This window comes from Bacillus cereus group sp. BfR-BA-01316 (assembly GCF_022664195.1).
Classification (GTDB): Bacteria; Bacillota; Bacilli; order Bacillales; family Bacillaceae_G; genus Bacillus_A.
In genome coordinates, this window is record NZ_JAKUGX010000044.1 from 14,884 (window position 1) to 28,005 (window position 13,122).

Below are 13,122 nucleotides of genomic sequence, written 5' to 3' on the forward strand. Positions count from 1 at the left end.
ACAAGGGGGACCTGCAACATGTTAGAAAGAACGTTGCGTGTATTAGAATACAATAAAGTAAAAGAACAATTACTTGAACATACAGCATCTTCACTTGGTCGTGATAAAGTGAAGAATTTAGTGCCAAGCACAGATTTTGAAGAAATTGTGGAACTGCAAGAAACAACGGATGAGGCAGCAAAAGTTATCCGTTTAAAAGGACATGTACCACTTGGAGGGATTTCTGATATTCGTTCAAATATTAAGCGTGCGAAAATTGGAAGTATGTTAAGTCCTCATGAATTAATTGAAATCGCAAGTACGATGTATGGTAGTCGCCAAATGAAACGCTTCATTGACGATATGATTGATAATGGTGTTGAACTTCCAATTTTAGAAACACATGTCGCGCAAATTGTATCTTTATATGATTTAGAAAAGAAAATTACAAACTGTATCGGTGACGGCGGTGAAGTAGTCGATAGCGCAAGTGACAAATTGCGTGGTATTCGTAACCAAATTCGTACTGCGGAAAGCCGTATTCGTGAGAAATTAGAAAACATGACGCGTTCTTCAAACGCGCAAAAAATGTTATCAGACGCAATTGTAACGATTCGTAACGAACGCTACGTAATCCCGGTAAAACAAGAATACCGCGGCGTATATGGTGGTATTGTTCACGATCAATCTGCTTCTGGACAAACGTTATTTATAGAACCGCAAGTAATCGTGGAATTAAATAATGCGCTTCAAGAAGCACGTGTGAAAGAAAAACAAGAAGTAGAACGCATTTTAATGATGTTAACGGAAGAAGTAGCAGTGGAAGCTGATATCGTTCTATCAAACGTAGAAGTAGTTGCAAATCTTGACTTTATTTTTGCAAAAGCTCTTTATGCGAAGCGAATTAAAGCGACGAAGCCAATCGTAAATAATGAACGCTACATGGATTTAAAACAAGCACGCCATCCGCTTATCGATCCGGAAATTATCGTGCCAAATAACATTATGCTTGGTAAAGACTTTACAACAATTGTTATTACAGGACCGAATACAGGTGGTAAAACAGTTACACTGAAAACAGTCGGTATTTGTGTCTTAATGGCACAATCTGGTCTGCACATTCCAGTAATGGACGAATCAGAGATTTGTGTATTTAAAAATATCTTTGCTGATATCGGTGATGAACAATCGATTGAACAAAGTTTAAGTACGTTCTCCTCACATATGGTGAACATTGTAGATATTTTAGAAAAAGCTGATTTCGAAAGCTTAGTTTTATTCGATGAATTAGGTGCTGGAACAGACCCGCAAGAAGGGGCTGCACTAGCAATTTCAATTTTAGATGAAGTATGTAACCGCGGTGCGCGCGTTGTTGCAACAACGCATTACCCAGAATTAAAAGCATATGGATACAATCGTGAGCAAGTTATTAATGCGAGCGTTGAGTTCGATGTGAATACATTAAGCCCAACGTACAAATTATTAATCGGTGTACCAGGACGTAGTAATGCCTTTGAAATTTCGAAGCGTCTTGGTTTGTCAGATCGCGTAATTAATCGCGCTCGTAACCAAATTAGTACAGATACGAACAAAATCGAAAATATGATTGCAAAGCTAGAAGAAAGCCAAAAAAGTGCAGAGCGCGAACGAAAAGAAGCGGAAGAACATCGTAAGCAATCAGAAAAACTTCATCGTGAATTACAGCGTCAAATTATTGAATTTAACGATGAGCGCGATGAAAAATTATTAAAAGTGCAAAAAGAAGGGGAAGAAAAAGTCGAAGCTGCGAAGAAAGAAGCAGAAGGCATTATTCATGAACTTCGTCAATTGCGTAAAGCACAGCTTGTAAATGTGAAAGACCATGAGCTTATTGAAGCGAAGAGCCGTCTAGAAGGGGCAGCGCCAGAGCTTGTGAAGAAACAAAAAGTACATGTGAAAAATACAGCGCCGAAACAACAATTACGACCAGGTGATGAAGTAAAAGTGTTAACGTTCGGTCAAAAAGGTCAATTGCTTGAAAAAGTAAGTGATACAGAGTGGAGCGTACAAATTGGTATTCTGAAGATGAAAGTGAAAGAATCCAATATGGAATACATTAATACACCGAAGCAAACTGAGAAAAAAGCAGTCGCAAGTGTGAAGGGTAGAGATTATCACGTGTCGTTAGAGCTTGATCTTCGCGGCGAACGTTATGAAGATGCAATGATGCGCGTTGAAAAATATTTAGACGATGCACAGCTTGCAAGCTATCCTCGTGTATCAATTATTCACGGTAAAGGAACAGGAGCGCTTCGCCAAGGTGTACAAGATTACTTGAAGAAACATCGCGGCGTGAAAACCTACCGCTACGGTGACATGGGCGAGGGAGGCCTAGGCGTAACAGTTGTCGAATTGAAATAGCAAACAACCAAACAAAAGGGGAAACCATTATATGTTTATGGACAAACTCGCAAAAGTATTGTTAGCTTGTTGTGGAATATTTTTGGTGATTGGGGTTATTTATTTAGTTGTTTTTGCGAAGTGAAGGAGCGTCAATCTTGGCATAATGAAATTGCCATGGATTGACGCTTTTAATCTATAAGAAAAGGAATAAAACATGAAAATCAACCAATACATAAGCGAAGCACAATCCTGCTCAAGACGCGAAACAGACCGTCTAATCAAAGCAGGACGCGCCTGTATTAACGGTGAAATATGTACGCACGGTACAATCGTGAGCGATGGTGATGTTGTAACGATTGATGGACAGGTTATTGAAAAAGAAGAGAAAGAAAAGGTGTATATTGCCTTCCATAAACCAGTCGGAATTACTTGTACAGCAGCGGATCATATTGAAGATAATATTATTGATTACATCAATTACCCAGAACGAATCTTTCCTGTTGGACGGTTAGATAAAGCATCAGAAGGACTCATTTTATTAACGAATGACGGTGCCATTGCAAATAAAATTTTGCACGGTGATCATGAGCACGAGAAAGAATATGTTGTCACAGTCGATAAACCTTTTACAGATTGGTTTATTGATATGATGTCCAGCGGTGTAAAGATTAAAGATGGGATGACGAAACCATGTAAAGTGACGAGAGTTGACCAATCTACATTTCGCATCGTTTTAACACAAGGAATGAATAGACAAATTCGTAGAATGAGTCGTGCTTTCGGGTATACAGTAACAAAGTTGAAGCGAGTTCGCATTATGAATATAGAGCTAAATGAACTTGAAACCGGAAAATGGCGGAACATTACAGCTGAAGAATTAGAAATATTGATGGGGCAAATATAGGGAGAAATGTTTTCTCCCTATATTTTTTGTCAGAAAAAATAAAACTATTGATTTTTTAAAAAATAGACCATATAATAAAAAACAACAAGTTTCGACAAGATATTTTATAAAAGTAATGATGAGGACATGAGTTGTTTTTGACGATTCTCAGAGAGGGAAGCCTTAGGCTGTGAGCTTCCTAATATGGAAAGACAAACTTACCACCTCTAAACTTCAAGAGTGAACTGCATGATGCATTGTAATTCTTGGCGGATAAAACCGTTATCAATTTACACGAGCTATAAAATGAGCTTATTTCGTTATAAATTCATTTTATTAGAATAAGGGTGGAACCACGATTTCAACACTCGTCCCTTTGTTAGGGACGGGTGTTTTTTGCGTTCTTTTATGGGGAAGTATGCTTGAAAGAGGATATGTGACGGATTTTTATTCAGAATATTTTGTCAATAGAATAATTAGGAGGTAGTAGAAATGAAATCATCTTTAAAGTTTTCTGAGATGTTTGCAATAAGCTTAATGTTATTTGCACTGTTTTTCGGTGCCGGTAATATGATTTTCCCACCAGCGTTAGGACAAGGTGCTGGAACAGATGTATGGATCGCGTTATTTGGCTTTATCGTAACAGGTGTAGGACTGCCTTTATTAGGAGTTATTGTTATAGCTCTAAAGGGAGATATTAATGAGTTAGCAGGACGTGTACATCCTGTATTCGCGCTAATTTTCATTACTGCAATTTATTTATGTTTAGGCGTATTTGTTAGTGTGCCACGTACAGGGACTGTTGCTTATGAAATGAGCATTGCGCCATTTTTACCAAGTGAGGTAGCTGGTCAGGCTTATCCACTTGTCATCTTTACATTTATTTTCTTTGCGGTAACGTTCTATTTAGCTTTAAACCCTTCGAAATTAGTAGGGCGTATTGGTAAAGTATTAACACCAATTTTATTAGCTGTTATTGCAAGTATTGTAGCGAAAGCAATTATGACGCCAATGGGAGAGTTTGGTGCACCGACAGAAGCATATAGTGCCCCGCTCTTTAAAGGTTTTATTGATGGATATTTAACTTTAGATGGACTTGCAGCACTTGTTTTCGGAAATGTTGTCATTAATGCTTTAAAAGCAAAAGGTATTACAAATAAGAACAGTATTGCGAAAGTAACAATCTTTGCAGGATTTATTGCAGCACTTGGTTTACTATTAGTTTACTTAGCACTTGCTTACCTTGGAGCTTCTAGTGTGTCACTTGGAATGGGAGCAAACGGGGGAATTATTTTAACAAATGTCGTGAATCATTTATTTGGTAGCTACGGAACATTATTACTTGGCATCGCAATTACAGCAGCATGTTTAACAACTTCTGTAGGTATTGTTGCAGCTTGTGGGGAATACTTCTCTTCGTTATTACCGAAGCTTTCTTATCAAAAAGTCATTTTCATTTTCTGTGTATTAGCATTTATGGTAGCAAATCTTGGTTTAACTCAGTTAAACGCATTGGCATTACCAATTCTAATTGCAATTTATCCAATTGGTATCGTACTTATCGTATTATCACTCGTTGAAAATTACGTTCGTCTTCCATTAGCAATGTATGTAGGCGGTATTGTAGGGGCATTTGCGATTAGCTTCTTTGATGGATTGCACAATGCAAATCTGCAAATTGCAGCATTAGCACCTATTTTAGATAAGATTCCATTATACAGTGTAGGGATTGGCTGGTTAGTTCCAGGTATGATAGGTATAGTGATTGGATATATAGTTTCTAAGTTTCAAAAGCAGGAAATTGCTGTAGAAAAATAAAAATAAGAGGCTTTCTTTCAAAGAAAGCCTCTTATTTTGTAGAAAAACTGCTATGTATGGAAATTTAGATATTTAAAAAATACATATAATATAGTTGACAAAAAAAATGTCATTAAGCTAAGATTGATTTAGTTATGGAAATATTGGAAGGAAAGAGAGGGAAAGAAGAGAAGGACTTGTCTGTGACTATATTATTTTGCTAGAAGAGGTGATAAAATAGTAGAGTAGAGGAAGTTTTATTTTTTTGAACACTATTGAGAATGATAATCAGTATAGTTCCGAATGATCTTTGTTCAATAAATAATTCTTTGTATAAGGAGTTATGAAGATAGATTATTTTTTTTGAACTACAATGAGAATGATAATCATTTTATCTTGAACTACATATTTTTATTCGGCATGAAATAGAGATGGAACGATTATTTTTTTTTCTTATATATTGAGAATAATTATCATTTTCAAAAAAATGAGAAATAGGGAGGCAGTAAGGGACATGAGAAAGTTTTCTGTATTACCAGCTTTTATTATGACGTTCGTATGTATGCTAGCTTTTCTCGTAGTGCCATTCGGACAAGCTTCGGCAAATGTAGCTGACGGTACTTACGATATTAACTATGTAATACAAAAAGCGGAAAATGATTCAGCTTCAATGGCAAATGATTATTTTGAAAAACCAGCTAAGTTAATTGTAAAAAATGGTGAGATGAGAGTACAAATTCCGATGAATCATAGTGCTTGGATTACAGAATTTAAAGCACCAGAGAACGGAAACTTTATTGATGCAAAAGTTGTTAGTAAAGATGAATCTGCAGATAAAAGAACTGTAGAGTTTAAAATAGACGACTTATCTAAACCAGCAGCTGCAAAAATTCATGTTGTTGTACCGAATGTAAATTATGACCATAACTACACAATTCGCTTTGCGTTTGATGCAAATGTAAAGGCTGTAGGTGGAGAAAATAATGCAGCAACTGTAACAAAAAATGAAGATCAAACTAAAAAAGGTACACAAGTAAAAGAAGAAGCGAAGAAGGAAGAGAGCAAAGAAACAAACAAAGATGCAAACAAAGGAACAAATGAAAGTGGGAAAGCTGAAAAAACAGATAACCCAAAAACAAGTGATGAAGCACGTATCGGATTATTTGCAGCATTACTTCTTATTTCAGGTGTTTTCTTAATTCGTAAAGTACGTCAAAACTAAATAAAGGAGCGGTATTCCATTGAATAAATATCTTAAAATTGTTGTTGCGATGTTTTTAATGGTATTTACATTCGTATCAACATTACAACCCCTTGCGGTTCAAGCAGCTAGTCAACTAGCTGACGGTGAATATTCAATCGGTTTCAAAGTTCTTAAAGACACATCAGATGAAGAATCTATGATGAATCAATACTCTGTAAGTCCAGGAACTTTAAAAGTGAAGAATGGGAAAAAGAAAGTATCCTTTACGTTAGAACATAGTTCATGGATTACAAAGTTTGAAACCGAAAAAAGTGGTCAGTTTGTTGCGACAAATGTAATTAATGAAGATAAAGAAAAAGATACAAGAGTCGTAGAATTTGATGTGGACGATGTAGAGAAGGTATTAAATGCGAAAGTAAAAGTAGACATTGACTTTTTAAATTATCATCATGACTATGATGTGCGTATTGCATTTGATCAAAATAGTATTACACCGATTCATGTAGAACAACCAAATGAAAAAGAGGACCCAGCTAATAAGCCAGATCCAAATAAAAATCCGGATCCGAGTCAGAAGCCCGACCAAAAGCCTGACCCAGATCAACAACCAAATTCTAACACAATTAAAGATGGTGAGTACAGCATTCCATTTAAAGTGTTAAAAGATCAAACAGATGAAGAATCTAAGATGAATACTTACATGGTAAATCCAGGAGTATTAAAAGTAGAAAATGGTAAGAAAAAAGCAATTGTAACGTTAAAAAATAGCTCATTAATTAAAAATTTCCAAACGGAAAAAGATGGTGCATTTGTTGATGCAAAAGTAGTGAGTGAAGATACAGAAAAAAATACAAGAGTCGTAGAATTTGAAGTGAATGATTTATCTAAAAAACTAAATGCAAAAGTATTTATTGAAGTGGCATCACAAGGTTACAAGCAAACACATAATGTACAACTTTTATTTGAGCAAGATAAACTTGAACAAATTAAAAATGAAGAGAAACAACCGGATGAAGATAAAAAGCCGGAAGTAGAAAAACCAGATGTTGAAATAATTAAAGATGGTGAGTACAGCATTCCATTTAAAGTGTTAAAAGATAAGACAGATGAAGAATCTAGAATGAATGAGAATGTGATAAGTCCAGCGGTATTAAAAGTAGAAAATGGTAAGAAAAAAGCGATTGTAACACTAAAAAGTAGCTCATTAATTGAAAATTTCCAAACGGAAAAAAACGGTGCATTTATTGATGCAAAAGTAGTGAGCGAAGATAAAGAAAAAGATACAAGAGTCGTAGAATTCGAAGTAGATGATTTATCAAAAAAACTAAATACAAAAGTATTTATCGAAATGGCATCAAGAAATTATAAACAAACGCATGAGGTACAACTTCTATTTAATCAAGATAAACTTGAGCCAATTAAGAATGAAGAAAAGAAACCAGATGGTGATAAGAAGCCAGAAGTAGAAAAGCCAGATGGTGAGAAAAAACCAAATATTGAAACAATTAAAGATGGCGAATACAGCATCAATTTTAAAACATTAAAAGATCAAACAGATGAACTTTCAATGATGAACACATATACGAAAAGTCCAGGTGTGTTAAAAGTAAAAGATGGTAAGAAATATGTATCATTTACATTAACGAATAGTGCATGGATTACAAAGTTTGAATTTGAGAAAAATGGTTCGTTTGTTGATGCGAATGTATTAAGTGAAGATACGAAAGCTGATACACGCGTAGTGGAAGTAGAAGTAGCAGATTTATCGAAAAAATTAAATGCAAAAGTAAAAGTAGACATTGATTCAATGAATTATCATCATTTTTATGATATTCAATTTGCATTTGATAAAGATAGCATTAAGTCGTTAGACGACCAAGGTGGAAACGACAACCAAGGCGGAAACGACAACCAAGGTGGAAACAATAACCAAGGCGGAAACAATAACCAAGGTGGGAACGACAACCAAGGCGGGAACAATAACCAAGGCGGAAACAATAACCAAGGTGGAAACGACAACCAAGGCGGGAACAACAACCAAGGTGGAAACGACAACCAAGGTAATAACACAACAATTGATCCAAAAGCTCTTAAAGATGGTGAATACAGCATTGGCTTTAAAGTGTTAAAAGATCAAACAGATGAAATCTCAATGATGAATACATACACAAAAAGCCCAGGTGTATTGAAAGTAAAAGATGGTAAGAAATATGTATCGTTTACATTAATAAATAGTACATGGATTACAAAGTTTGATTTTGAGAAGAATGGCTCGGTCGTTAATGCAAAAGTATTAAGTGAAAATAAAGAGAAAAATACAAGAGTAGTAGAAGTAGAAGTAAACGATTTATCGGAAAAATTAAACGCAAAAGTAAAGGTAGACATCGATGCGATGAATTATCACCATTTCTACGATGTTCAACTTGTATTTGATCAAGGTAGTATTAAAACTTTAGGTAGCCAACAAGGTGGAAACGATGATCAAGGTGGAAACAACGGTCAAGGTGAAAACAACGGTCAAGGTGAAAACAACGGTCAAGGCGGAAATAACGGCCAAGATGAAAATAAAAAGGATGAACCAAAAGTAAAAGTTGATCCGAAAAATTTAGTAGATGGTCAATATGATATTCCATTTAAAGTGTTAAAAGACAAAACAGATGAACTTTCAAAGATGCATGATTATACTGTAAATCCAGCAAAATTAATCGTTAAAGATGGTAAAAAGTACATTGAGATGACGCTGAAAAATAGTGCATGGATTACGAAATTCCAAACAGAAAAAGATGGTTTATTCGCTGATGCAAAAGTAGTGAGCGAAGATAAAAATGCAAATACGAGAGTAGTGCAATTTGAAGTAAGTGATTTATTTAAAAAATTAAATGCAAAAGTAAAAGTAGACATCAATGAGATGAACTACCACCATTTCTATGATGTACAAATTCAATTTGATACAAACAATATTGGTGCGCTAGGGACTATAAAAGAAGAGCCGAAGAATGATCCGAAAAATCCGGTGACTACACCAAAAGTAGAAAATGTTAAAACAACTGCAACACCTGAGTTTAATCGCAATGCCGACGGTAAGAAATTAAGAGAGAATACGAAAGTCGACGATAAGAAAGAGAAAAACTCAAAAACAGCAGATACGGCACAAATTGGATTATATATGGTGCTATTATTAGGCTCACTTGCTTTATTGGTTCGTAAATATAGAGCAGGTAGATTGTAAAAATTTAAGTCTTGATGTATCAAGTGTACATCAAGACTTGTTTCATATTGTATTGAAAGGAGTGGTGATTGCGAGTGAAGAAAATTGCGAGTGTACTAATGGCTATTATTCTATTAGTAAGTATAGCTGGGTGTTCATCACCAAAAAAAGAAACGGCGAAGAAGGTAAAGAGTGACAGTAAAGAAAGAATTGTTGCAACGACAGTCGCTGTTACTGAAATTATGGATGCATTAGAAGTAGATTTAGTTGGTGTTCCAACAAGCTCTAAAACATTACCAAAACGTTATAAGGGGCTACCTGATGTTGGGAATCCAATGAGCCCTGATATGGAGAAAGTAAGGTCATTAAAGCCGTCAGAAGTATTGTCAGTGACAACACTTGAGAATGAATTAAAACCAGTTTTTAATGAAACCGGAATGAAGGCGAGTTTTTTAGATTTAACAAGTTTAAAAAATATGCAAAATTCAATTACTGATTTGGGTAAAAAATATGGACGCGAAGAACAAGCAGAGTCAGTTGTAGCAAAGCTAGATAAGAAGGTTGCGGATATTAAAAAAGATGTGAAAGGTAAGAAATCTCCAACAGTGCTTATTTTATTAGGTGTGCCGGGAAGTTATTTAGTAGCAACAGAACATTCTTATATTGGAGATTTAGTGAAACAACTAGGGGGTAAAAATATTGTACACGGTGAACAGGTAGAATATTTAGCTTCTAATACAGAGTATTTAAAGAAAGCTGATCCAGATATTATTTTACGAGCAGCTCATGGTATGCCAGAGGAAGTTGTAAAAATGTTTGATAAAGAATTTAAAACGAATGACATTTGGAAACATTTTGCCGCAGTTAAAAATAATCGAGTTTACGATTTAGAAGAAAGTTTATTTGGAACGACAGGAAATTTAGCAGCGACTGAAGCTTTAGATGAATTGAAAAAAATGATGTATCCGTGATGCATTTTAATATAAAGGAAGATTAGCATGAATAAAAAATTTTGGAGTTTCTTTATTGTTACTGTATTGCTCATTGTGATGACGTCGTTGTCAGCGATGAGAGGGAGTTTAGAAGTAGGTATTGTTGATCTTGTACAAGGGATATTTACAGGAAACAATGAAGACGTCGAAGTTATTAAAGACCTACGCTTCCCGCGTATCATTATTGCGCTATTTACAGGAGCAGCACTGGCGGTTTCAGGTGTGCTCTTCCAAGCTGTTATGAAAAACCCACTTGCAGATGCTGGGGTAATTGGGATATCTTCAGGGGCAAGTTTTATGACACTTGTAATTATTACGTTATTTCCACAGTTTTTCTTCTGGACACCGGTATTTGCCTTTTTAGGCGGAGCTTTTGCGTGTTACTTAGTTTATTCATTTTCATGGAAATCAGGATTGAGTCCGTTACGCATTATATTAATTGGTATTGCCATTAACGCGATGTTTACTGGATTAAATGAATCGTTCATTACGATTTGTGGATACTTTATTAAGAGTATTAAACAAACGACGACTTCAAATATAACAATGAAGACATGGGGAGATGTGGAAATCATCGTTACATATGGAACAATTGGGCTTGTCCTTGCGCTGTTTGTAGGAGCGTGGTGTAACTTATTATCATTACAAGATAAGACTGCAAAGAACTTAGGTCTTCATGTGACGAGAGTTCGCCTTATTATTTCCGCAATTGCAGTGTTGTTAGCGGCTGTATCAACCGCAATTGCAGGAGTTATTGCTTTCGTAGGTTTGCTTGTTCCTCATATTTCAAGACAATTAGTCGGTTCAGATCACAAAGTGTTAATTCCATTTTCTGCGCTAGCAGGGGCATTGTTAATTTTGACGGCGGATACGATTGGGAGATTGCTTGTGCCACCTAACGAAATTCCAGCAGCGACAATTATGGCGGTTATTGGCGGCCCATTCTTAATATTCTTGCTTAGAAAGAGTGATAAAGTTCATGGAAATTAAAAATGTAACCTTTTCGTATGACAATGTAACAGATCGTTTAAAGTCTGTTAGTAGTGAAATAGAAATGGGGAAAATCACAACCATTATTGGCCCAAATGGATGCGGGAAATCAACATTACTTGGTGTTATGTCAAGAAATCACACTCCTCGTAGTGGGGAAGTAATACTTGATGGAAAAGCAATTAGTACGTATAAGCCGAAAGAGTTTGCTAGAAAACTAGCGGTTGTTCATCAACAAAATGAGGCACCGGCAGATATTACTGTTGAAAAATTAACGAGTTTTGGTCGTATGCCATATAAAAATATTTTTTCTTCACACAATGATGAAGATAGAGAAGCTATTGAAAGGGCACTTACTTGTACGAATTTACAGAGTAAGCGAGATAAGCCAATTCATGCTTTATCTGGCGGTGAGAGACAAAGGGTATGGATTGCGATGACTTTAGCGCAAAAGACACCGATGCTCTTTTTAGATGAGCCGACAACATATTTAGATATTTATTATCAGCTTGAAATATTAGAGCTAGTGAGAGGATTAAACGAGGAGTATGGATTGACGATTGTCATGGTATTACACGACATTAATCAAGCAATTCGTTATAGTGATCATATTATTGTTATGAAAGATGGTGAAATCGTTACGAAAGGTAATCCGAATGATGTAGTAACAGAGGATATGATTAAAACGATATACGGTGTAGATGTCGTTGTAAAGCATGATGAAGATACAGGGTTGTATATGGTACCGATGGGAATTTAAGCGCTGATTGCAATCCGTTTTGAGGTGATAATTTGAGTGGTAAGGAAAAACGGAAAAAGAATCCTTTTTTTCAACGAATACTTACAGTTGTTTTTTTAGGCATCTTTTTTTACTCAATGTATGAATTAGGTGGTATTTTCATGGACTACTATGAAAATCGTAAAGTAATGGCTGAGGCACAAGAAATTTATGAGCGGAGCCCAGTAGAAGAAAAGGCAAAAGACGGAGAGATACGAAAACAGTTTCAAGCGTTACAAAAGATTAATCCAGAAATAGTTGGATGGATTACGATGGATGATACACAAATTAATTATCCAATCGTTCAAGCGAAAGACAACGATTACTATTTATATCGTAATTATAAAGGTGAGGATATGCGAGCAGGAAGTATCTTTATGGATTATCGTAATGATGTGAAATCGCAAAATCGAAATACAATTTTATATGGTCATCGTATGAAAGATGGTTCTATGTTCGCAAGTCTAAAAAAAATGTTAGATGAAAAATTTTTTATGGCACACCGCAAATTATATTACGATACTTTATTTGAAGGGTACGATGTCGAAGTATTTTCAGTGTATACGACAACAACTGATTTTTATTACATTGAAACGGATTTTGAAAGCGATGAGGACTATATATCATTTCTAGAACAAATTAAAGAAAAATCACTGTATAAAACAAATGCAGAAGTGACGGCAAATGATCAAATTATAACACTTTCTACATGTGACTACGCACTTGATCCAGAGGCAGGAAGGTTAGTTGTGCATGCGAAATTAGTAAAAAGAAATTAAATAAAAAGTATAGAAAATGTAATCTGTACCCTTTGTAAAGGACATTTTGAAAAAAGTTAGGCAACATCAAGAAGATGATTTCTGTATCCAACAGGAGTCATCTTTTTTAAATTCCATTGATATCTATAAT

Annotated in this window: 10 protein-coding genes and 1 other annotated feature; of the genes, 9 read left to right on the forward strand and 1 reads right to left on the reverse strand. The window is 35.3% G+C overall.

What is annotated here, in order from left to right; all coding sequences use genetic code 11:
• The first annotated feature begins 18 nt into the window (after positions 1-18).
• The 9 genes from MR071_RS23320 (at position 19) to srtB (ending at position 12,992) form a co-directional block, all read left to right on the forward strand.
• A complete protein-coding gene (locus MR071_RS23320) occupies positions 19-2,379 on the forward strand; it encodes an endonuclease MutS2 (protein WP_242238108.1) in 2,361 nt (786 codons plus the stop codon).
• Between the two features lie 196 nt (positions 2,380-2,575).
• Positions 2,576-3,265, forward strand: a complete 690-nt coding sequence (locus tag MR071_RS23325) for a 23S rRNA pseudouridine(2604) synthase RluF (RefSeq protein ID WP_105587960.1) — start codon at positions 2,576-2,578, stop codon at positions 3,263-3,265.
• 106 nt (positions 3,266-3,371) lie between these two features.
• Positions 3,372-3,623 (forward strand) — a binding site (T-box leader).
• Between the two features lie 113 nt (positions 3,624-3,736).
• Positions 3,737-5,062 (forward strand): branched-chain amino acid transport system II carrier protein BrnQ6, encoded by a 1,326-nt coding sequence (brnQ6, locus tag MR071_RS23330; RefSeq protein WP_105587961.1) that lies wholly within the window; start codon positions 3,737-3,739, stop codon positions 5,060-5,062.
• Positions 5,063-5,555: 493 nt separating this feature from the next.
• A complete protein-coding gene (gene isdC / locus MR071_RS23335; protein ID WP_242238109.1) occupies positions 5,556-6,263 on the forward strand; it encodes a heme uptake protein IsdC in 708 nt (235 codons plus the stop codon).
• Positions 6,264-6,282: 19 nt separating this feature from the next.
• Positions 6,283-9,474, forward strand: coding sequence for an NEAT domain-containing protein (locus MR071_RS23340; protein ID WP_242238110.1), 3,192 nt, complete (start codon positions 6,283-6,285; stop codon positions 9,472-9,474).
• Between the two features lie 68 nt (positions 9,475-9,542).
• On the forward strand, positions 9,543-10,424 hold the full coding sequence (gene isdE / locus MR071_RS23345; RefSeq protein WP_142395945.1) for a heme ABC transporter substrate-binding protein IsdE: 882 nt from the start codon (positions 9,543-9,545) through the stop codon (positions 10,422-10,424).
• Between the two features lie 27 nt (positions 10,425-10,451).
• Positions 10,452-11,435 (forward strand): FecCD family ABC transporter permease, encoded by a 984-nt coding sequence (locus MR071_RS23350; RefSeq protein ID WP_242238111.1) that lies wholly within the window; start codon positions 10,452-10,454, stop codon positions 11,433-11,435.
• The gene (locus tag MR071_RS23355; protein ID WP_105587967.1) at positions 11,425-12,195 is read left to right on the forward strand and encodes an ABC transporter ATP-binding protein; all 771 of its coding nucleotides are present in this window, start codon (positions 11,425-11,427) and stop codon (positions 12,193-12,195) included. Before MR071_RS23350 ends, MR071_RS23355 begins: the two co-directional genes overlap by 11 nt.
• A gap of 32 nt (positions 12,196-12,227) precedes the next feature.
• Positions 12,228-12,992, forward strand: coding sequence for a class B sortase (gene srtB, locus MR071_RS23360; protein WP_105587968.1), 765 nt, complete (start codon positions 12,228-12,230; stop codon positions 12,990-12,992).
• Between the two features lie 56 nt (positions 12,993-13,048).
• Here srtB and MR071_RS25890 read toward each other — a convergent pair.
• Positions 13,049-13,122, reverse strand: a 74-nt coding sequence (locus MR071_RS25890) for an IS3 family transposase (RefSeq protein WP_325782561.1), incomplete at its 5' end; no start/stop codon positions are given.

Coding starts and splice junctions, on each gene's coding strand:
- MR071_RS23355 (WP_105587967.1), top strand. CDS start 11,425: ATGGAAATTAAAAATGTAACCTTTTCGTATGACAATGTAACAGATCGT.
- isdC (WP_242238109.1), top strand. CDS start 5,556: ATGAGAAAGTTTTCTGTATTACCAGCTTTTATTATGACGTTCGTATGT.
- MR071_RS23320 (WP_242238108.1), top strand. CDS start 19: ATGTTAGAAAGAACGTTGCGTGTATTAGAATACAATAAAGTAAAAGAA.
- MR071_RS23325 (WP_105587960.1), top strand. CDS start 2,576: ATGAAAATCAACCAATACATAAGCGAAGCACAATCCTGCTCAAGACGC.
- MR071_RS23350 (WP_242238111.1), top strand. CDS start 10,452: ATGAATAAAAAATTTTGGAGTTTCTTTATTGTTACTGTATTGCTCATT.
- brnQ6 (WP_105587961.1), top strand. CDS start 3,737: ATGAAATCATCTTTAAAGTTTTCTGAGATGTTTGCAATAAGCTTAATG.